The sequence below is a fragment of the Rhizobium sp. CFBP 8762 genome, from assembly GCF_014841565.1.
Lineage (GTDB): Bacteria > Pseudomonadota > Alphaproteobacteria > Rhizobiales > Rhizobiaceae > CFBP-8762.
Genome location: NZ_JACYUD010000002.1, coordinates 390,644 through 409,473, shown reverse-complemented (window position 1 = coordinate 409,473; position 18,830 = coordinate 390,644). Strand labels below are relative to the sequence as shown.

Here is an 18,830-nt window from a genome sequence, read left to right as displayed (position 1 = left end):
CATGGCGGATTCCATCGCGACACCCCGGCAAAACCCCGGCATCGACCTGACGCAGATGACCGATGCGCGGGTTGCGCTCGGTCGCTTTGGCGCAGGGATGCCCACGCGCGCATCGCAGGCGTTCCTGCTAGACCATGCGCGAGCCCGTCAGGCAGTCTGGTCCACTGTCGATACCGACCGTCTGGCGAAAGGTCTCGGCGGTCATGGCTGCGAGACAGTGATTGTGGACAGTCAGGCGCAGGACCGCAGCACCTATATCCGGCGTCCCGACCTTGGACGTCTGTTATCGCACGCGTCTGCCGAGCGATTGACCGCCTTGGGTACTGGTTACGATGTGGCGATTGTTATCGCCGACGGGTTGTCGTCAACGGCCGTGGAGTTAAACGCGATACCGCTGGCGGCAGGACTTATGAGCCGGTTTGCGTCGCTTCATATGGCACTCAGTCCTGTCATCGTTGCAAGACAGGCGCGTGTCGCCCTGTCCGATCCGGTCGGCGAGGCTTTGAGGGCACGCATTGTCGTGATGCTGATCGGTGAGCGCCCGGGTCTTTCCGCTTCCGACAGCATTGGTGTTTATATCACGCATCAGCCGAAGGCGGGCACCCCGGATTCCAGCCGGAATTGCATCTCCAATGTGCGCGAGGGTGGGCTTGCCATCCCTCAGGCACTGGATTCAATCGTTGCTCTGGTTACAGCTATCCGGCAAACCGGGATCAGCGGCGTCGGTCTGAAGGATGCAGTTGCGGCGCTGCGCTGATATCACGTATTGGCAGACAAAACCTTTTGCCGGATCGGCAGCGCGGCACGGCGGATTTCGCGCAAAAACACGTCCACCGTTGCTGCTACCGGCGCGCTGGCGGTCATGGTAATGCCAACCGGACCCAGTGTATCGGACGTGTCCACCGGCAGGGCCTTCATCGTGCCATCGGCAATATCGCTCAGCACCACGCCCTCCGAGATAATCCAGACCGCATCGGTTTCACGCACATAGGCACGCCCGAAAGCCAGCGATACCGTCTCGACCACGGCGCGCGGATAGGGCAAGCCCTCAGACAGAAACAGCCGATCCACCGTCGCGCGAATGACCGACCCCGGCGGGGGCAGCAGCATATCCACACGGCGCAGCGCTTGCGGATCGAAGCTCGCGGATTGCAGCAGGGGATGGCCGGTGCGGCCCACCAGAACGATCCGCTCCGAGTAAAGATGCTCGAACGCCAGATCGACCATTTCTGCTGGCTGGCCCATCCGTCCCACCACCAGATCCAGCGCGCCTTCCCGCAACTCGCGCATGAGATAGGCATTCGGCCCTGTGACGATACGTGGGCTGGCACTCAATCCATGGGCCATATAGCCTTTAACGGCTGCGGGCAGCAGCCGCGCCGATACGGTTGGCAGGGCACCGATGCGGATGGGCCTTGCACCGGGCGAAGATGCCGCACCAAGTTCTTCCACCCCGCGACGGAACGCCTCCAAACCGGCCTCCGCGTGGCGGAGAAAAATCTCGCCGACTTGCGTCAGCGCCGTACCACGCTTGGTGCGGTCAAACAGAGCGACGTCCAGAATGATTTCCAGCTCCCGCATGGTTTTGGACACGGCGGGCTGGGTCACGGACAGGTTGACAGCGGCGCGCCCGACGCTTTGCGTGCGCGCCACTTCTACGAACGTCACAAGATGGCGCAAGCGAATGGCGGGATGGAGCACAATATAACCCTCTGGTTATGAGAGCCGTATGAAACATCATTTTACATCACTAAACAAGGGATATAACTGTTGATAGGCGCAGTTGGGGTCTGGGAGGAGTGATACGCGTATGCCGTTTGTGTCCGTTCACGGAACATCCATTCACTACCGCATCAGCGGGCGGCAGGGTGCGCCGCGTCTGGTGCTTGCCAATTCGCTTGGCTCGGATCTGCGCATATGGGATGAGGTTTGCCAGCATCTTGCGCCGGATTTTGAACTGCTGTGCTACGACAAGCGCGGCCATGGCCTCTCGGATGTGGGAGACACGCCCTATGCTCTGTCCACTCTGGCTGATGATGTGCTGGCGCTGATGGATGCAGAGGATTGGCAGGACGCTGCGCTGATCGGTGTCTCTGTCGGCGGGCTGATTTCGCAGGCGGTATCGGTGACGGCGCCTCAGCGCGTAAGGGGGCTGGTGCTGCTGGACACAGCTGCAAAAATTGGAACAGACGCCAGTTGGTCAGAACGGATCACGGCGATTGAGGACGTCGGGCTACCGGCTATGGCCGATGCCATTGCCAGCCGCTGGTTTTCTCAAGGGTTTGCCGGGCGGTCTCCCGCAGCGTTCCATGGGTGGCGCAACATGCTGGCACGCACCCCGGCTACCGGTTATGTCGCAACCTGCGCCGCGTTGCGGGATGCAGACCTGCGCGAGGCCGTTAAGCACATCCGGGTTCCCACCCTTGTTCTGTGCGGCGCAGAGGACGCGGCGACAACGCCTGCTTTGGTAGAGGATACCGCCAAACGGATTCCCGGCGCTCGCTTTGACGTCATCGCGCAGGCCGCACACATTCCCTTTCTGGAGCAGCCACAGACTGTCGCCGGCTTGATCCGGGCGCATATGAAGGACGTTTATCATGGTTGAAGCCCCTAAGTCTGAACGGTACGAGACCGGAATGGCCGTGCGCCGCTCGGTTCTGGGCAATGCCCATGTGGACCGCGCAACCGCCGATATGACACCGTTTGATGCGGGTTTCCAGCAGTTCATCACCGAGACAGCATGGGGTTCGCTCTGGTCGCGCCCGCATTTTACCAAGCGCGAACGGTCCATCGTCACCATCGCGCTGCTGGCTGCGCTGGGCCAGGATGATGAGGTGGCCATGCATGTGCGCGCCACCCGCAACACCGGCGCGACAGAGGACGATATCGCCGAAGCGCTGATGCATGTGGCGGTCTATGCCGGCGTGCCTGCGGCCAACCATGCCATCAAGATTGCCAAGGCGACATTCCGGCAGCTACGTGAAGCCAAGGAGGGGACACCATGAGCGGCTCTTTCTTCCAGCGAGACCGCACGTGGCATCCGCCCGCACTGACACCAAGTTACAAGACGTCCATTCTGCGGTCGCCGCGCAACGCGCTGCTATCGCTGCCCACCACCCTGTCGGAAGAGACTGGGCCGGTGTTCGGCCATGATATTCTCGGGCCCCTCGACAACGACCTGATCCGCAACTACGCCAAGAACGGCGAGGAGGCTATCGGCCAGCGCATTCTCGTCTATGGCCGCGTGCTGGACGAAGCTGGACGGCCCGTTCCCAATACCCTGGTTGAATTCTGGCAGGCCAATGCCGGTGGGCGCTATCGCCACAAGAAAGAGGGGTATGTGGCCGCCATAGATCCGAATTTCGGCGGTTGTGGACGCTGCATCACCGATGCGGACGGGCGCTACGAGTTTCGCACTGTCAAGCCCGGCGCGTATCCTTGGCCCAATGGCGTCAACGATTGGCGACCGGCCCACATCCATTTCTCCGTGTTCGGCCATGCCTTTGCGCAGCGGCTCATCACCCAGATGTATTTCGAGGGCGACCCGATGATCTGGCAATGTCCCATTGTGTTGACAATTGCCGATCCGGCGGCAGTCGGGCAACTCATCGCCGCTCTGGATCGCCATGCGACAATCCCGATGGACAGTCTGGCCTATAAATTCGACATCGTGCTGCGCGGGCGACGTTCCACGATGTTCGAGAACAAAAGGGAGGGCAACTGATGGTTCAGCAGCTCCACTATCTCAAGGAATCGCCATCGCAAACGGCAGGTCCGTATGTTCACATCGGGCTTAATCCGAACTGGGTGGACATCACAGGGGTCTGGGACAAGGACCTTGGCCTCGCGATCGTCGGCCCGGAAACCAGAGGCGAGCCGATTATTCTGGAAGGGCGCATTACAGATGGTGCGGGCACGCCGGTGCGCGACGCGCTGGTGGAAATCTGGCAGGCCGATGCGGACGGTCTCTACAATTCGCCCTCCGAAACCCGTGGCAAGGCGGACCCCAGTTTTGCAGGCTGGGCACGCCAGCCGGTCAGCGATCAGGATGGGTCATTCCGGTTCGAGACGATCCGTCCCGGGCGTGTTCCCTATCCCGATGGTCGGATGCAAGCCCCGCACATCACGCTCTGGATCGTTGCGCGCGGCATCAATCTGGGCCTGCAGACCCGTGCCTATTTCGGCGATGAAGACGCGGCAAACGCGGCTGACCCGCTGCTGTTGCGCATACCGGAGCCAGAGCGCCGCAAAACCCTGATCGCAACTCGTTCCGAGCGGGACGGCCTGCCGGTGTTTTTTTTCGATATTCGCCTGCAAGGCGAAGGTGAAACTGTTTTTCTCGATATGTGAGACGTCAATAACCATGGCTCAGTTCCAATCTCTTCACGATGCCGTCGCGAACAACCTGTTCGACGGCGATACGGTGGCCTTTGAGGGGTTTACCCATCTCATACCGCATGCCGCTGCCCATGAGGCCATTCGTCAGGGCAAGCGTGACCTGACGCTCATTCGCATGACGCCGGATATGATCTATGACCAAATGATTGGCATGGGGTTGGCGAAGAAGGTCGTTTTTTCCTATGCGGGCAATCCCGGCGTGGGGCTGCTGCGGCGCATGCGCGACGCCATCGAGAATGAATATCCCCGCGCAATTGAAACCGTCGAGCATTCCCATGCGGCCATGGCCAATGCCTATGAGGCCGGGGCGTCCGGTCTGCCCTGCGCGGTGTTTCGCGGTTACAAGGGCGCGGATTTGGCGCGCGTCAATCCGGATATTCGCTCGCTCACTTGCCCATTCACAGGCGAGGAACTGGCGGCAATTCCATCGCACCGCCCCGATGTGACCTTCATCCACGCCCAGAAGGCGGACCGCGAGGGCAATGTGCTGATCGAAGGCATTATTGGCGTTCAGAAAGAGGCGCTTCTCGCCGCCCAACGCGCCGTCGTCACGGTAGAGGAGGTGGTGGACGATCTGCGTGGGTCCCATCCCAATCTCTGCATCGTGCCACACTGGGCCATCACGTCCATCGCGGTGGTGCCGGGTGGCGCGCATCCATCCTACACCCATACTTATTACGCCCGTGACAACGCCGCCTATCTGGAATGGGACAGGATTTCAGCAGACCGCGATCTGTTTGCCCAATGGATGGACGCCAATGTGCTGAAGGCAACGCCTGAAATGTTCGAAACCCGCGTCAAGGATTTGTTAGCATGAGCACCGCTGCCTTCACTCCCAGCGAAATGATGACGATCGCCGCCGCGCGCGCGCTCAAGAATACCGATGTGTGCTTCGTCGGCATTGGCGCACCGTCTGCGGCCTGCAACGTCGCGCGGCTGACCCATGCGCCGGATATCACCCTGATTTATGAAAGCGGCACGATCGCCACCCGGCCCGATGTGTTGCCGCTCTCCATCGGCGATGGTGAACTTTGCGAAACGGCGCTGACCACCGTATCGGTGCCGGAGATGTTTCGCTACTGGTTGCAGGGCGGGCGCATCACCGTGGGCTTTCTGGGGGCAGCGCAACTGGATCGCTTCGGCAATATCAACACGACCGTCATCGGCCCTTATGACAAGCCAAAAGTCCGGCTTCCCGGCGGCGGCGGTGCGCCGGAGATCGCCACATCCTGCCAGGAGATTTTTATTACACTGAAACAGGCCACCCGCTCGATGGTCGACACCATCGATTTCTTCACCTCCTTCGGCCATGGCCGGGGCGGCGAGCATCGCAAGGAGCTTGGCATTACCACCAAGGGGCCAACCTTGCTGGTTACCGATCTGGCTCTGTGGCGGCCTGACCCGGAGACAAAAGAGTTTACCGTGGTTTCTCTCCACCCCGGCGTCACCCGTGCTGCGGTGCAGGAAACCTGCGGCTGGACCGTGCGGTTTTCGCAAACGCTGGAAGAAACCCCGCCGCCCTCCGAGCTTGAAATCTCCACCCTGCGTGATTTGCAGGCTCGCACCGCCGCCGCCCATGGTGGCACAAAAGAAAAGGCAGCGTGATCATGGCAGAGGCATTTATCTGCGCCTATGTGCGCACCCCTATTGGCCGTTTCGGCGGCGCGCTGTCATCGGTCCGGGCGGATGATCTCGGTGCCATTCCGCTGAAGGCGCTGATGGAGACGCAACCCGCGCTGGACTTCGCAGCGGTGGATGATGTTATCTATGGCTGCGCCAATCAGGCAGGCGAAGACAACCGCAATGTGGCGCGCATGTCGCTGCTGTTGGCGGGCCTGCCAGACAGCGTGACCGGCACGACAATCAACCGCCTGTGCGGCTCCGGCATGGATGCGGTGCTGACAGCGGCGCGCGCCATCAAATCCGGTGAACTGGAACTGGTGATTGCGGGCGGGGTCGAATCCATGTCCCGCGCGCCCTTTGTCATGCCAAAGTTTGAAACTGCCTTTTCCCGCCACGCGGAAATCCATGACACCACGATTGGCTGGCGCTTTGTCAACCCGCTGATGAAGGCACAGTATGGCGTGGACTCGATGCCGGAAACCGGGGAGAATGTCGCGGCGGATTTTCAGGTGTCGCGGGACGATCAGGATCGTTTTGCCTTGGCGTCGCAGACGAAAGCCGCCAGCGCACAGCAAAATGGCCGATTGGCACGCGAAATCGTGCCTGTGACCATTCCTCAGCGCAAAGGCGACCCGAAAGTGGTGGACCGCGACGAGCATCCTCGCGCCACAACGCTGGAAGCACTGGCAGGCCTGCCCACACCGTTTCGCAAGGGCGGATCGGTAACGGCGGGCAATGCGTCCGGCGTCAACGATGGGGCGGCAGCTCTGATCATTGCGTCCGAGGCGGCTTGCCGCCGGCACGGGTTGACACCCATTGCCCGTATCCTGGGCGGTGCAACGGCCGGCGTGCCCCCGCGCATCATGGGGTTTGGCCCCGCACCGGCGGGCAAGCGGCTGATGGAACGGCTGGGTTTGACAGTTGCAGACTTTGACCTGTTCGAAATCAATGAAGCATTCGCGTCGCAAAGCTTGGCAACGACGCGTGATCTCGGGCTGGCGGATGACGATGAGCGCGTCAACCCAAATGGCGGCGCCATCGCGCTCGGCCATCCGCTCGGCATGTCCGGCGCACGCATTACCGGCACGGCGGCTTTGGAGCTTGCGCTGACGGGTAAACGCCGATCATTGTCGGCCATGTGCATTGGGGTGGGGCAAGGTATCGCGCTTGCGTTGGAAAGGGTTTGATGTGCCGCTGATCGAGACATTTTCCCGCGACCCCGATATTCGGGCGCTGTTTACGTGCGGGCAGGAAATTACCTCGATCCTTCAGTTCGAGCAGGCGCTGGCGACAGCACAGCGCCAGCTGGATCTCATGCCCGACGCTGCGCATGACCGGATCGAGCAAACGCTGGTAAACTGGGAGCCGCCCGTAGAGTTCATCCGTTTTGCCTTCGCGGAAGATGGGGTGCCCGTGCCCTCGCTGGTGCGGATGCTGCGCGAGGCGGTGGGTGAACCTCATGCCCGCTATGTGCATATGGGGGCAACCAGTCAGGATGCCGTCGATACCGGCCTGATGCTGCGCCTGAAATCCGTACTGGACATTCTTGACGAGCGATTGGGGGCGTTGCTTCAGCGCCTTTACGAACTCTCGCAGCAGTACGGCACAGCACCGCTGATGGCACATACAAGAATGCAAGCCGCACTCCCCTTCACGGTGGCAGACAAGCTGACCACCTGGAGCCAGCCACTGATGCACCATCGCGAGCGTCTGGAACACTTGCGTTCAACACTTCCTATTCAACTCGGCGGCCCCATCGGCACTGGCGATAGTTTTGGCGAAAGCTATCTGCACTTGCGGGTGGTGTTGGCAAAGCTCTTGGGCTTGAGCGATGCTGCACCGTGGCATGGCGACCGCACACCCATTCTGGATATAGCACAGGCTTTCACGCTTCTTGCGGGAACGCTTGGGAAGATCGGGCAGGACATCGCCTTGATGGCGCAAACCGAGGTGGCCACTATACGTTTAAGCGGTGGCGGCAGTTCCTCGGCCATGCCGCACAAGCAAAATCCTGTGGCAGCAGAAGTCATGGTCACACTCGGACGGCTGAATGCAGGGCTGATGGGAACGCTCAGCCAGTCCATGGTGTCCGAAAACGAGCGCTCTGGTGCCGCATGGACTTTGGAATGGATCGTGCTACCCCAGATGGCGGAGGCGGCGGGAGCATCGCTGACGCTGGCAAACGATCTGTTGGCAGGTGCCGGTTTTCATTCTGGCATCTGAACATGGTTAATTCTTCGGCATCCCACTCGGGCGCAGATACTTGCGCAGCGCTGCAATGCGGAAAATGGCATTCGCCGCGCCGTAGCCGCGATACCCTCTGCGCTCGACAATCTCGAAGAAGAAACCCTCTCCATAGGTCGGGCTGTAGAGCTGGAAGAATTCGCCGTGCTCGTCGCGGTCATAAAGAATATTGGTGCGGCGGAGTCGGTCGGCAAGGTCGGCTTCCAGTCCGAATCGCGCTTCCAGATCATCGTAGTAATTGGGTGAAATCGATAGCGGTGTGAAGCCGCGCGCCGAAAGTGCTTCTGCGGTCGCAAAGATATCGTCGGTGCGGAACGCCAGATGCTGGATACCGGAACCAAAGGTTTCCGCAATGAAATGCCCGGCCAGTGTGTTGCGGTTTTCCGCGCCATTCATGGTGATGCGCAGACTGCCTTCGGCATTTTCCACGACCTGACTGCGCACCACGCCGGATGGATCGACAATATCCACCATCGGCGTCTTGTTGGCCTCAAATATCGAGGTGTAGAACAGCAGCCAGGTGAGCAGTTCCTCGTATTTCACTGTCTGGGCCATATGGTCGATGGCGACAAGACCGGCATCGCTGGTGTCTCCGCCCTCCAGCCGCTCGAATTCCATGTCCCAGATGGGACCGAGGTCCGGACCGCGATCCAGAAAATACAGCACGCCCCCACCGACGCCACGTACCGCCGGTACGGCGATTTCGCCCGGCCCCCGCGCTTGTTCGAAGGGCTCGGCACCAAGCGCAACCGCCCGTTCCAGTGCCGCTTTCGCATCATCCACCATCAGACCAGCCGCATAGGCCGATGCGCCGTGGACCAGATAGGACGAATTGGCAAAGCCGCCCTCGTCGGTATTGATAACCAGATTGATATCACCCTGCCGGTACACCACCACATCCTTGGTGCGATGCCGGGAATGTTTGTGGAAGCCGAGGACGTCCAGAAGTGCTTCCAGTTCCGGCGCTTCCGCCTTGCCAATGGCAAATTCTACAAACGCAATGCCGTCTACCTTGCTGCGCGGCGGCATTTCCGGAATGGCAAGCTGCGTCTGCGGTTCCTCGCGCCGCACTTGATCGCCGAGATAGACCAGCGAACGCAGCCCATCCACAGCAATGGCCGAGGGTGAGCCGCCCCGGAATTGATCGTTGAAAATTTCCAGCGACAGGTAGCCGTCATAGCCGGTCGCGGCCACCGCTTTCATGAATTCCGTCACCGGCAAATCGCCTTCGCCGGGCATGTTGCGGAAATGGCGGCTCCAGTACAAGAGGTCCATATCCACCAGCGGCGCATCGGCCAATTGAATGAAGAAGATTTTTTCCTTCGGTATCGACCGGATCGAGTTCACATCAATCTTGCGCGACAGCGTGTGAAAGCTGTCGAGGATCAGCCCAACATTGGGGTGGTCCGCACGGCGAACGATCTCCCACGCATCGCGGTGATCATGGATATGCCGACCCCAGGCCAGCGCCTCATACCCGATGCGCAGGCCGCGTTTTGCTGCACGCTCGCCGAGTTCCCGAAAGTCGTCGGCTGCGCGGTCCAGCCCGCCCAAGGCAACGGGTGAGACGTTGGAGCAGACCAGCACCAGATCAGTGCCCATCTCCTGCATCACGTCGAATTTGCGCTCCGCACGGTCAAAGGTGCGGGTGCGCAACGGCTCCGGCATGCCTTCAAAATCCCGGAAGGGCTGGAACAGTGGAATGTCCAGACCATGGTCGCGCACCATCTGGCCGACAGCGCGAGGGCTTTCATCGAAAATCAGAAAATCATTTTCGAAAATTTCGATGCCGTCGAAACCTGCTTTGGCGATGGCTCCCAGCTTGGTGCGAAAATCACCGCTGATGGACACGGTGGCGATGGATGTCTTCATGGCCGATCTCTCTGGACGGTGGAATTAGGATTGAGTCGAATCTGTTGCCCGCTGGCGGCGGCCCGTTTGACGGCCTCTATCACGCGCAGCGTTTCCAGCCCCTCGCGCGCGCTGCACAGCGGTTGTTCTGTACCGCGAATGACCTGACAGAAATGGCTGATTTGAATGGCAAGCGGGTCTGCAGGAGCAATCGGGATGCGCGATTTCTCAAACGGTTTCTCCCAACTGCGCAAATCAGCGTTGCGCCAGAGTTCGAGCCCCGGCAGGGTCAGCGACGCATGTGTTCCGCCCACAAAAATGGAGGGCTGTTTTTCGTGAGGGTAGGCCGGGTTTTCGCCCGATGTCATTTCCCAGCTCCATGGCGCAACCACGGTGTCGCACACCGAAACGGTGGCCAGAGTGCCGCTTGCAAACTCCAGAAGGATAACCGAGGTATCCTCAACCTCATATCCCCGAATTTTATGGGATTCCCGCGCTTGCACAGCAATGATATCGCCAAACAGGAAGCGCAAGTTGTCGATGTCGTGAATGAGGTTCAAAAAAACGGGACCTGCGCCGGGCTGCGTGCGCCACGCGACATTGAAATAATCATCCGGTTTGAACAACCAGAACATCGCATGGATAACAGAGACGCGGCCAAGCTGGCCGCTGTCGATTATCTCCTTGGCCCTGCGTAACAACGGATTGTGGCGGCGATGGTGGCCGATCAGAATGGGAACATGTGCGGCCTCACCCGCCTGAACCAGCCGCTCGGCGCTTTCGATATCATCCGCAACAGGCTTTTCAATCAAGGCTGGCAGTCCGGCGGAAATCGCTTCCAGTCCGTGGGCCATATGCAACTGGTTGGGCGTCGCGATAATGACGCCGTCCGGCGCGTCATTGGCGGTCATGTCCGTCAGTTGAGCAAACCACCGCACACCCAGTTCGTCGGCAAGCGCTCTGGCAGCGTCGCTGGGGTCGACGATAGCGGCGAGCGCCGTTTCTGGCTCGGCCAGGACATGCTGAATGTGCCGCTTGCCGATCAGCCCGGCACCAACAATAGCAAGCCTGAGTTTGGAAGCCATGTGCGTTCTAGCCTGATTGTAAGAGAGTGGCGATACGGTGGAAACGAATGTCATGACCGAGTTCGGTGGCCAGTTCCCGGCATTCCGCTTCGATGTCCGCCAGCGTTTCATGGCCGTAAAGTTGTGGGTGGCGCTTGCCGAGATGGTTGAGGTTGGGGCCGTTCAGAACGTAGATCATCCGGCTCACATCACCCTTGTTTTGGCTGGGTCAGTTCGGCAAAATGGGCCGTCATACGCTCTGCATCCGGCTCAATGCCGGTAAACAGCTTGAACGCGCCAGCCGCCTGAAACACCGTCATGCCACCACCGGGAAGAACCCGGCAGCCCCGCTTTTGGGCCAGCGCGAGCAACTCCGTCACCAGCGGCATATAAACGATATCGGCAACCCAGTTGCGTTGCTCCAGCCATTCCTGCGCGATGGGAAGGCCCGGATGGCTCAACATGCCGGTGGGGGAGGCGTGGATCAGTCCATCGCCATCTTTCAGTGCCCTGCCCACGTCTTCCACGGCGGACGCTCGATCTTCGCCAAAACGCGCATTCAATTGCTGCGCCAAAAGTTGGGCGCGGTTCGCGTCGCGGTCGAAAATAGAAAGATGTTCGATGTCGAGCTTCATGGCCGCATGGGCCACAGCAACCCCTGCACCCCCGGCACCCAGCAACACCGCATGACGGCGCGGCACATCAGCCAGCCCACGCCGGAAGCTTTCATAAAAACCATACCAGTCGGTATTGTGACCAATGCGTCGCCCGCCATCAAAGACGACAGTGTTGACGGCGCCCAGCATCCGCGCATCGTCGGAGAGGTCGTCGAGATGCGCGATGACGGCCTGCTTGCACGGGTGGGTGATATTGCTGCCCGCAAACCCAGCCGCTTCTTCTTCAGCCAGCAGCGCAGGCAGGTCGGAAACGGTTAAATTGCGCTCCGCCATATCCAGCAGAACATATCGGTAATTCAACCCCTGGCATGCGCCTTCACGCTCATGCAAAGCCGGTGTTTTCGACAATTGGATATCGGCACCAATCAGGCCGACTTGAACCATGCGTGTCACAATCGTGCTTTCACCTTGATGTCGCATCAGTGATGCGCCAGAATTTCACCCAGAAACGCCTGTGTGCGCGGATGCTGCGGCGCGGTAAAAAATACCTCCGGCGTTGCCTCCTCAATGATTTCGCCAGACGCCATGAAGATGACGCGGTCTGCCACCTGCCGGGCAAAGCCCATCTCGTGCGTGACGCAGATCATGGTCATACCGTCCACAGCCAGAGCGATCATGGTATCCAGCACCTCTTTCACCATTTCCGGGTCAAGCGCGCTGGTTGGCTCGTCAAACAGCATCACATTCGGCTCCATGCACAGCGCGCGGGCAATGGCCACACGTTGCTGCTGGCCGCCGGACAGTTGTGCCGGGTATTTCTCCGCCTGATCCAGAATGCGCACACGTTCCAGATATTTGCGGGCGATGCGTTCGGCATCTGGTTTTGATGCGCCGCGCACCCGCATGGGTGCGAGCGTACAGTTTTCCAGCACGGTCATGTGTGGAAACAGGTTGAAGCTTTGAAACACCATGCCCACCTCGCGGCGCACGGCATCGATGGAGGTGCTGTTGTTATCCAGCGTCGTGCCATCCACGGTGATCGTGCCCGACTGGATGGACTCCAGCGCATTGATACAGCGGATCAGCGTGGATTTGCCCGAACCCGACGGCCCGCAAAGAACGATTTTCTCGCCTTTGCGAACCGACAGGTTGATGGCTTTGAGAGCGTGGAACGCGCCGTACCATTTCTCGACCTTGGTCAGTGAGATCAGCGGCGTATCAGTCTGTATCGAAGTCAGCACGGCAACCACTCTCCCGATCGATCAGTTAACGGTAAAGGGAACGCCCGGCAGCGAATCCGGGAATGTCGGCAGGTCAATTGCCATCCATTTGCGCGTGACCGCTGCCAGTTCACCGTTCTGCTTGATCTTGTCGATGAAAGCATTGGCGGCTTCGTTGAGGTCCTTTTCACCCAGCCGTGTGCCAGCGCCGTTATAGGCGTTGAGAAAATCGATCTTGACCTCGTAGGTGCCGGGGCTCGCCGCATCCAGACGCTTCATGTAGAAGCGGTTGCCGCCCACAGCCCTTACCTGTCCCGACAGCAACGCCTGAATGGTGGCGGCATCGTCATCAAAGCGGCGAACGGTGGCCAGAGACCCGACGGCCTCGGTGACGGCCTTGTCCTGTGCGCTGGATTTCGGCACGCCAATTTCCCAGCCGGAGACATCCGCAGCTACTTTTGCCGTGTCAGCTTTCGCGCCGTAGAGCGACAAAGTGTTGGCAGCATAGGGCTTGCTATACTGAATTGATTTTGCCCGCTCCGGCGTCATGGCCATGGTGGCAAACAGAATATCGACCTTGCCGGTTGTCAGCGCCGGAATGCGATTGGCGACAGCCAGCGGCTGAAACTCAACCTCCACACCCAGTTCCTTGCCGAACAGGTGCGCCACATCGGCATCAAACCCGTCCTGCACACCACTGGAGTTGACAAAGCCCCAAGGCGCATTGTCGCCCTGAATGCCGACGATAATTTTGCCGCGATCCTTGATTTCCTGCAGTGTGGCGGCGTTCGCCATGGGGGCAAATGCACCGGCAAGCAGCAGGGCGGCGGCTGTCATCAGGCTACGGCGTTTCAAGTTAAACATGGTTTCCTCCTCAAATTATGGATTTTAACGTGCGGCTTTCGCCATTCTGCTTTCAAGGCGCGCTCCCAGACGCGACAAGGGCCAACAGAGAGCAAAGTAGATGAGACCGACGATGGTGAACACCAGCAGCGGGCGATAGGTCTGGTTGGAAATGATCTGGCCTGCGCGCGCCAGTTCGATAAAGCCGACGATAGCGGCAAGCGAAGTGCCTTTGATCAGCTGCACCAGAAAGCCGATGGTCGCGGGCAGGGAAATCTTCAGCGCTTGCGGCAGAATAATGTCTTTCATGCGCGACACGTAGTGCAGACCAAGCGCATTGGCGGCCTCGGTCTGACCCTTCGGAACAGCCTCAATGGAGCCGCGCCAGATTTCCCCCAGAAATGCGCTGGCGTGAAGCGTGAAGGCAATGGCCACCGCCACCCAGGCCGGAATGCTAAGGCCAAACAGCGCAACGCCGTAATAGACAACGAAAAGCTGCATCAACAGGGGCGTGCCTTGAAACACCCAGATGTAACCCGCCGTCAGCGTCCGGCTCCATTTGCGTTTTGCTGTGCGGGCCAATGCAATGAGAATTCCGAACACGCCGCCGCCGACAAAGCCGATGGCTGCCAGAGCAACAGTCCATTTCAGGCCCTGCATTAGAAACAGCATTTCATTCGCGCCGATGGGAATCATACGTGCCTCCTTAGCGTGTGGGGTAACTGAAAAAGTGCCGGGAGATCAGCGCAAACAAACCCATCATGATGGACGAGATGAACAGGTACATGATCGTAATCGTAAAGTAGACCTCGAAGCTGCGGAACGTATCGGACTCAATCATCTGCGCGACCGAGGTCAGCTCATAGGCCGCAATCGATGTGCAGACCGCCGTGGTCAGCGTAAGCATGATGAACTGGCTGACAAGAGAGGGATAAATGGTGCGAATGGCTGGCTTCAGCACGATGAGCCGAAACACCTGAAACTTGTGCAAGCCCAATGCCAGCCCTGCCTCCACCTGACCTTTGGAAATGCTTTCAACCCCGCCGCGGATAATCTCGATGGCGTAAGCGCCGCCGTTGACTGCCAGCGCAATGATGGCTGTGACGGTCGGGTTAAGGCGAATGCCCATCATCGGCAGGGCGAAAAAGATAAAGAAAATCTGCACAAGAAACGGTGTGTTCCGCACCACCTCGACAAAGGCGATGACTGCGCCGCGCATCAGCCTGTACTTTGAGCTCCGTGCTGCAACCCCCAGCACACCTATGATCAGCGCCAGAGAAATACCGGCTATTGCCAAGCCGAGGGTGCTGGCTGCGCCGAGCAACAGCTCGGGCATCTTCTCGAAGACGACGCCGAAATCAAAGACGTAATTCATGACCAGGTTCTCCTCCCTTGATCATTTCTGCAACCAACCGGTGTGGACAGTGTTGCCACCAATCCTATCAAAGATCAATATATGAATGCAATAATATATGATATTTTTGAAAACCTATGACATTTTGTAGCGATGGCATAGTATGCTATCAGTCTGGAGGCTGGCGAACGGGGGACCTATGGAGGAATTGAAAAACGAAACGATCGGGGACAGTGTCTACCGGCGCATTCGGGCCGATATTATTTTCGGTCGTCTGAAGCCGGGGCAGAAGCTGAAGCTGGATCGGCTGAAAGAAGGCTATGCCACCAGTGTCAGCACACTACGGGAAATTCTTAATCGGCTGGCGTCCGAGGGTCTGGTGATTGCGGAAGGACAGCGGGGCTTTGAAGTCTCGCCGATGTCGGAAGCCGATCTCAGGGAGATTGCCGCGATGCGCCTGTTGCTGGAAACCCATGCGCTGGAGCAATCATTTTCCGACGGGGATATCGAATGGGAGGGGCGGCTGGTGTCTGCACACCATAAGCTGGCCACCATGGAACGCCGCATGGAAACCGGCGACACCAGCGGGTCTGAAACGTGGAAGCAGTATGACTGGGAATTCCATCAGGCACTGATTTCAGCCTGCGGCTCCCGTCTGCTCATGGATATGCATGCGACCATCTTCGACAAGTACCTGCGCTATCAGGTCATGACCTTGTCCTATCGCGGCAGCATTGCCGCCAAAGAGCATCAGGCTCTTCTGGATGCCGCGTTGAAGCGGGACGCCAAAACCGCCGTGAAAATTCTGAATGTTCATATCACGGCAGGCGTTGAGCATGCACTGGCTTCACAGGAACTGTGACGTGAAACGGCGCTAGACGCGGTCGGCCTCTGGCGTTGCAACCAGCTTTGCAGCGGCTGCGTTGGCTGCGCGAAGGGCAGGCTCCATGTCGGACCCCCGTGCGAGTTCAGCGGCCAGGACACCGATGAACTCATCGCCCGCGCCGTGCGTGCTTTCCACCGTGATCCTGATCGGTTCGACAACCAGTTCGCGGCCAGACTGGCTGGCATAGGCCACGCCTGCGCCACCGGCAGTTACCACGGCTTCCGGGTAGATGCGGGCCAGCAGACGGGCGGCGTGAAGGGCTCCCTCCAAAGTTTCCACAACGGGTGTTTGTGCCAGCATTTCGGCCTCGACAGCGTTCACCACGATAATATCGACGGTCTGGGTCAGCGTATCCGACAGGGGCCGGGCAGGGGCGGCATTCAGCAGAACGCGGCCCCCGGCATTGTGAACAGCTTTTGCAACGGACACATTGGCTTCGTCAGGAACCTCGCTTTGCAACACGAGGATCGATGTGCGAGTGAGCAGTTCGGACGCTGCGGCCACGTCCGCATCGCCCAGTGTCAGATTGCTGCCTGACACGATGACAGCGCCGTAGTCACCCTCTGAATCGAAAATCGCAACGCTCATTCCGGTTGAAAGCTTCGAATCCCGGCGCACGTAACGGTGGTCGACCCCTCGCTCGGCAAGATTGGCAAGAAGCGCCTGGCCGAAATCATCCGCAGCAACTGCCCCGATCATGGCAGTTTCAACGCCAGTTCGCGCTGCCGACACGGCCTGATTGCCGCCTTTGCCGCCACATTTGGGGTGCCATGCAGTGCCGGTTACTGTCTCGCCCTTGCGCGGACGGCCCGGTCCCATCACGATGATATCGTAGTGCAGGCTGCCGAAAACGGTAACGACGGGCGAAGATGTCATAGAAGGCGATCTTTTCGTTTGGAGGTGACAGCGGACATCGTGCGGTCCAGATTGCGCTCTGCGGCTTGATAGTCGCGCTGCGCTACGGCGACGAAAACGGCGTCCAGAATGTTGAGTTGGGCGATACGCGCAGCGGCGTTTTCCCCCATCAGCGGTGATCCCTGTGCTGTGGAACAGAGCACGACATCGGCCGATTGCGCGAGAGCGGAGGAATTATAGTTGGTGATGGCAATGGTGCGCGCGCCGTTGCGCCGCGCAAGCTGCAGCGCCTCAATGACGGCAATCGTGTTGCCCGAATGGGAAAAACCGATGGCAACGTCGTTTTCATTCAGCAGCGAGGCCGACATCAGCATCATATGCGAATCATCGAAGACGCTGGCGCGCACGCCGATGCGCAGAAACTTGTGGGCCACATCCCGCGCAATCTGCGCCGATCCCCCTACGCCGTAGAAATCCCGATGCGATGCGCGGTGAAGCATATCGGCGGCACGGTCAAACGCCTGCATGTCGAGAATGGACAGCGTTTCTTCCAGCGCGTTGATGGAGGTGCGAAAAACCTTCTGCACGATCTCCGAGGAGGTGTCGTCAACCGACAGTTCCTGATGCATTTCAGCGGTCGGTTGCCGGTTGTACCGGCTGACGGCGGTGCGAAAATCGCGATAGCCGGAAAAACCGAGCTTCTTGGTGATCTTCACCACCATGGCTTCCGACACGCCGGCATCTTCGGCAATGGACTTCAGCGATGTGTCGTCGCCGAAGTCCCGCAAGGCAAAAACCGTGTCCACCACCTTTGCCTCCAGCGGCGTCAGCAGCGGCATCATCATGCGGATGCGTGGACCAACTGCCGTCATGTCGAAGCTATCAGAATTCATTCCCGTCCCCGTGTTGCGCGATCGATCATCATCGCAACGAGGATTATAAGGCCAGTCGCCAGAAGTTGATAGAAGGCCTGCACGTTCATCAGCGTCAGCCCGTTGCGCATGGCACCCAGAATGATAGCGCCCAGAATGGTGCCGAGAATGCTGCCCTTGCCGCCCATCAGCGACGCGCCGCCAATGGCTGCCGCCGCAATAGCATCCAGTTCCCAGAGATTGCCAAGGATCGGCTCCGCTGCACCCAAACGACCAATGAGAATGAGGGAGGCCAGTGCCGCCAGCCCGCCGGAGATGACGTATGCCGTAATCTTGGTGCGGGCGATGGGAACGCCAGCGACGTATGCAGCTTCCTCATTGCCGCCAACAGCCAGCAGATATTCGCCAATCGGTGTCTTCTTCAACAGAACCCAGGCGGCAATAGCGACAATGGCAACAATGATGACGGGTGTGGGGATGCCCAGCACATTGCCATTGAACAGCGACCGGAAGGCCGGCGGAATGCCCAGAACCGGATTACCACCGGTATAGATCAGCGCCAATGCACGGTAGGTGCTAAGCGTGCCGAGGGTCACGATAAACGGTTGCAGCCCCACATAGGCGACCAGAACACCATTGATGAAACCGCAGAGAATACCGATGCCCAAGCCGGCAAGAATGGCGAGCGGAACTGGCGTGCCCGACAGAAGGAGGGTCGCGGTTATAACGGCGGAAATTGCCGCCGTCGGGCCGACCGACAGGTCAATGCCGCCTGAGATAATCACCAGCGTCATGCCGAGAGCAAGGCAGGCATTGATGCTGGATTGTTGCAGAATGTTGATGAGGTTGCGCTCGGACAGGAAGCCCGGAACGAGGCTTGCGAACACGGCCATGATGACGACGAGACCGATCAGGGTTCCCGCATCGCGCAGTGAAAAGTTGAACCGGCTGGATTTCGATGCAGCTTCGGGTGCGCCAGCCGCAGTGGAGTTGCTCATGGTGG

General features: G+C 59.4%; 21 protein-coding genes and 1 pseudogene. 10 read left to right on the top strand and 12 right to left on the bottom strand.

All coding sequences use genetic code 11. The features are described from left to right. The first annotated feature begins 1 nt into the window (after position 1). Positions 2–757: an ethanolamine ammonia-lyase subunit EutC gene (gene eutC, locus IFT84_RS07060; protein ID WP_192117948.1), complete on the top strand. Its 756-nt coding sequence runs from the start codon at positions 2–4 to the stop codon at positions 755–757. Between the two features lie 2 nt (positions 758–759). Here the strand turns inward: eutC and pcaQ are convergent, their stop codons facing one another. After that, positions 760–1,701: a pca operon transcription factor PcaQ gene (gene pcaQ, locus IFT84_RS07055; protein WP_192117947.1), complete on the bottom strand. Its 942-nt coding sequence runs from the start codon at positions 1,699–1,701 to the stop codon at positions 760–762. A 109-nt stretch (positions 1,702–1,810) separates the two neighbouring features. Between pcaQ and pcaD the strand changes: the two genes are divergently transcribed. The 8 genes from pcaD to IFT84_RS07015 are packed head-to-tail and all read left to right on the top strand — an operon-like array spanning position 1,811 to position 8,244. After that, positions 1,811–2,605 carry a 3-oxoadipate enol-lactonase gene (gene pcaD / locus IFT84_RS07050; RefSeq protein WP_192117946.1) on the top strand — a complete coding sequence of 265 codons (795 nt, stop codon included), beginning with the start codon at positions 1,811–1,813 and terminating at the stop codon, positions 2,603–2,605. Then, positions 2,598–3,005, top strand: coding sequence for a 4-carboxymuconolactone decarboxylase (pcaC, locus tag IFT84_RS07045; protein WP_192117945.1), 408 nt, complete (start codon positions 2,598–2,600; stop codon positions 3,003–3,005). The genes pcaD and pcaC overlap by 8 nt, the downstream gene beginning before the upstream one ends. Beyond that, entirely contained in the window at positions 3,002–3,724 is a 723-nt protein-coding gene (pcaH, locus tag IFT84_RS07040) for a protocatechuate 3,4-dioxygenase subunit beta (protein ID WP_192117944.1), read from the top strand. Before pcaC ends, pcaH begins: the two co-directional genes overlap by 4 nt. Beyond that, positions 3,724–4,350 (top strand): protocatechuate 3,4-dioxygenase subunit alpha, encoded by a 627-nt coding sequence (gene pcaG, locus IFT84_RS07035; protein ID WP_192117943.1) that lies wholly within the window; start codon positions 3,724–3,726, stop codon positions 4,348–4,350. Before pcaH ends, pcaG begins: the two co-directional genes overlap by 1 nt. A 13-nt stretch (positions 4,351–4,363) precedes the next feature. Beyond that, entirely contained in the window at positions 4,364–5,215 is an 852-nt protein-coding gene (locus IFT84_RS07030) for a CoA transferase subunit A (protein WP_192117942.1), read from the top strand. Then, positions 5,212–6,003 (top strand): CoA-transferase subunit beta, encoded by a 792-nt coding sequence (locus tag IFT84_RS07025; protein ID WP_192117941.1) that lies wholly within the window; start codon positions 5,212–5,214, stop codon positions 6,001–6,003. The genes IFT84_RS07030 and IFT84_RS07025 overlap by 4 nt, the downstream gene beginning before the upstream one ends. Before the next feature lie 2 nt (positions 6,004–6,005). Next, positions 6,006–7,208, top strand: coding sequence for a 3-oxoadipyl-CoA thiolase (gene pcaF / locus IFT84_RS07020; RefSeq protein ID WP_192117940.1), 1,203 nt, complete (start codon positions 6,006–6,008; stop codon positions 7,206–7,208). Continuing rightward, positions 7,189–8,244 carry a 3-carboxy-cis,cis-muconate cycloisomerase gene (locus IFT84_RS07015; RefSeq protein WP_197975470.1) on the top strand — a complete coding sequence of 352 codons (1,056 nt, stop codon included), beginning with the start codon at positions 7,189–7,191 and terminating at the stop codon, positions 8,242–8,244. Before pcaF ends, IFT84_RS07015 begins: the two co-directional genes overlap by 20 nt. A 6-nt stretch (positions 8,245–8,250) precedes the next feature. Here IFT84_RS07015 and IFT84_RS07010 read toward each other — a convergent pair whose 3' ends face one another. The 8 genes and pseudogenes from IFT84_RS07010 to IFT84_RS06975 form a co-directional block, all read right to left on the bottom strand. Then, positions 8,251–10,137 carry a bifunctional sugar phosphate isomerase/epimerase/4-hydroxyphenylpyruvate dioxygenase family protein gene (locus tag IFT84_RS07010; protein ID WP_192117939.1) on the bottom strand — a complete coding sequence of 629 codons (1,887 nt, stop codon included), beginning with the start codon at positions 10,135–10,137 and terminating at the stop codon, positions 8,251–8,253. After that, complete coding sequence (locus tag IFT84_RS07005) at positions 10,134–11,201, bottom strand: Gfo/Idh/MocA family protein (RefSeq protein ID WP_192117938.1); 1,068 nt, start codon at positions 11,199–11,201, stop codon at positions 10,134–10,136. The genes IFT84_RS07010 and IFT84_RS07005 overlap by 4 nt, the downstream gene beginning before the upstream one ends. Positions 11,202–11,235: 34 nt before the next feature. After that, positions 11,236–11,379, bottom strand: a pseudogene (locus IFT84_RS07000) (type II 3-dehydroquinate dehydratase); the annotation flags it as partial. A gap of 10 nt (positions 11,380–11,389) precedes the next feature. Beyond that, positions 11,390–12,277, bottom strand: coding sequence for a shikimate dehydrogenase (locus IFT84_RS06995; RefSeq protein ID WP_244651125.1), 888 nt, complete (start codon positions 12,275–12,277; stop codon positions 11,390–11,392). Then, positions 12,277–13,038: an amino acid ABC transporter ATP-binding protein gene (locus IFT84_RS06990; RefSeq protein ID WP_342212841.1), complete on the bottom strand. Its 762-nt coding sequence runs from the start codon at positions 13,036–13,038 to the stop codon at positions 12,277–12,279. The genes IFT84_RS06995 and IFT84_RS06990 overlap by 1 nt, the downstream gene beginning before the upstream one ends. Before the next feature lie 21 nt (positions 13,039–13,059). Beyond that, positions 13,060–13,881 carry a transporter substrate-binding domain-containing protein gene (locus IFT84_RS06985; RefSeq protein ID WP_192117937.1) on the bottom strand — a complete coding sequence of 274 codons (822 nt, stop codon included), beginning with the start codon at positions 13,879–13,881 and terminating at the stop codon, positions 13,060–13,062. A gap of 24 nt (positions 13,882–13,905) precedes the next feature. Next, on the bottom strand, positions 13,906–14,556 hold the full coding sequence (locus IFT84_RS06980; protein ID WP_192117936.1) for an amino acid ABC transporter permease: 651 nt from the start codon (positions 14,554–14,556) through the stop codon (positions 13,906–13,908). 10 nt (positions 14,557–14,566) lie between these two features. After that, positions 14,567–15,235 (bottom strand): amino acid ABC transporter permease, encoded by a 669-nt coding sequence (locus tag IFT84_RS06975; RefSeq protein ID WP_192117935.1) that lies wholly within the window; start codon positions 15,233–15,235, stop codon positions 14,567–14,569. A gap of 178 nt (positions 15,236–15,413) precedes the next feature. On the opposite strand from IFT84_RS06975, the gene IFT84_RS06970 reads away from it, so the two are divergent. Next, positions 15,414–16,076 carry a GntR family transcriptional regulator gene (locus tag IFT84_RS06970; protein WP_192117934.1) on the top strand — a complete coding sequence of 221 codons (663 nt, stop codon included), beginning with the start codon at positions 15,414–15,416 and terminating at the stop codon, positions 16,074–16,076. 12 nt (positions 16,077–16,088) lie between these two features. Here IFT84_RS06970 and IFT84_RS06965 read toward each other — a convergent pair whose 3' ends face one another. From IFT84_RS06965 to IFT84_RS06955, 3 genes are read right to left on the bottom strand one after another with little or no spacing between them, the layout of a single operon-like run. Continuing rightward, positions 16,089–16,976 (bottom strand): ribokinase, encoded by an 888-nt coding sequence (locus IFT84_RS06965; RefSeq protein WP_192117933.1) that lies wholly within the window; start codon positions 16,974–16,976, stop codon positions 16,089–16,091. Further along, the gene (locus tag IFT84_RS06960) at positions 16,973–17,848 is read right to left on the bottom strand and encodes a MurR/RpiR family transcriptional regulator (protein WP_192117932.1); all 876 of its coding nucleotides are present in this window, start codon (positions 17,846–17,848) and stop codon (positions 16,973–16,975) included. Before IFT84_RS06960 ends, IFT84_RS06965 begins: the two co-directional genes overlap by 4 nt. Then, complete coding sequence (locus IFT84_RS06955) at positions 17,845–18,825, bottom strand: ABC transporter permease (protein WP_192117931.1); 981 nt, start codon at positions 18,823–18,825, stop codon at positions 17,845–17,847. The genes IFT84_RS06960 and IFT84_RS06955 overlap by 4 nt, the downstream gene beginning before the upstream one ends. Positions 18,826–18,830: the final 5 nt, after the last annotated feature.

Coding starts and splice junctions, on each gene's coding strand:
- IFT84_RS07010 (WP_192117939.1), bottom strand. CDS start 10,137: ATGAAGACATCCATCGCCACCGTGTCCATCAGCGGTGATTTTCGCACC.
- IFT84_RS06960 (WP_192117932.1), bottom strand. CDS start 17,848: ATGAATTCTGATAGCTTCGACATGACGGCAGTTGGTCCACGCATCCGC.
- pcaC (WP_192117945.1), top strand. CDS start 2,598: ATGGTTGAAGCCCCTAAGTCTGAACGGTACGAGACCGGAATGGCCGTG.
- IFT84_RS06965 (WP_192117933.1), bottom strand. CDS start 16,976: ATGACATCTTCGCCCGTCGTTACCGTTTTCGGCAGCCTGCACTACGAT.
- IFT84_RS06995 (WP_244651125.1), bottom strand. CDS start 12,277: ATGCGACATCAAGGTGAAAGCACGATTGTGACACGCATGGTTCAAGTC.
- IFT84_RS07030 (WP_192117942.1), top strand. CDS start 4,364: ATGGCTCAGTTCCAATCTCTTCACGATGCCGTCGCGAACAACCTGTTC.
- IFT84_RS06975 (WP_192117935.1), bottom strand. CDS start 15,235: ATGAATTACGTCTTTGATTTCGGCGTCGTCTTCGAGAAGATGCCCGAG.
- IFT84_RS06985 (WP_192117937.1), bottom strand. CDS start 13,881: ATGTTTAACTTGAAACGCCGTAGCCTGATGACAGCCGCCGCCCTGCTG.
- eutC (WP_192117948.1), top strand. CDS start 2: ATGGCGGATTCCATCGCGACACCCCGGCAAAACCCCGGCATCGACCTG.
- IFT84_RS06970 (WP_192117934.1), top strand. CDS start 15,414: ATGGAGGAATTGAAAAACGAAACGATCGGGGACAGTGTCTACCGGCGC.
- pcaH (WP_192117944.1), top strand. CDS start 3,002: ATGAGCGGCTCTTTCTTCCAGCGAGACCGCACGTGGCATCCGCCCGCA.
- IFT84_RS07025 (WP_192117941.1), top strand. CDS start 5,212: ATGAGCACCGCTGCCTTCACTCCCAGCGAAATGATGACGATCGCCGCC.
- pcaG (WP_192117943.1), top strand. CDS start 3,724: ATGGTTCAGCAGCTCCACTATCTCAAGGAATCGCCATCGCAAACGGCA.
- IFT84_RS06980 (WP_192117936.1), bottom strand. CDS start 14,556: ATGATTCCCATCGGCGCGAATGAAATGCTGTTTCTAATGCAGGGCCTG.
- IFT84_RS07005 (WP_192117938.1), bottom strand. CDS start 11,201: ATGGCTTCCAAACTCAGGCTTGCTATTGTTGGTGCCGGGCTGATCGGC.
- IFT84_RS06955 (WP_192117931.1), bottom strand. CDS start 18,825: ATGAGCAACTCCACTGCGGCTGGCGCACCCGAAGCTGCATCGAAATCC.
- pcaF (WP_192117940.1), top strand. CDS start 6,006: ATGGCAGAGGCATTTATCTGCGCCTATGTGCGCACCCCTATTGGCCGT.
- pcaD (WP_192117946.1), top strand. CDS start 1,811: ATGCCGTTTGTGTCCGTTCACGGAACATCCATTCACTACCGCATCAGC.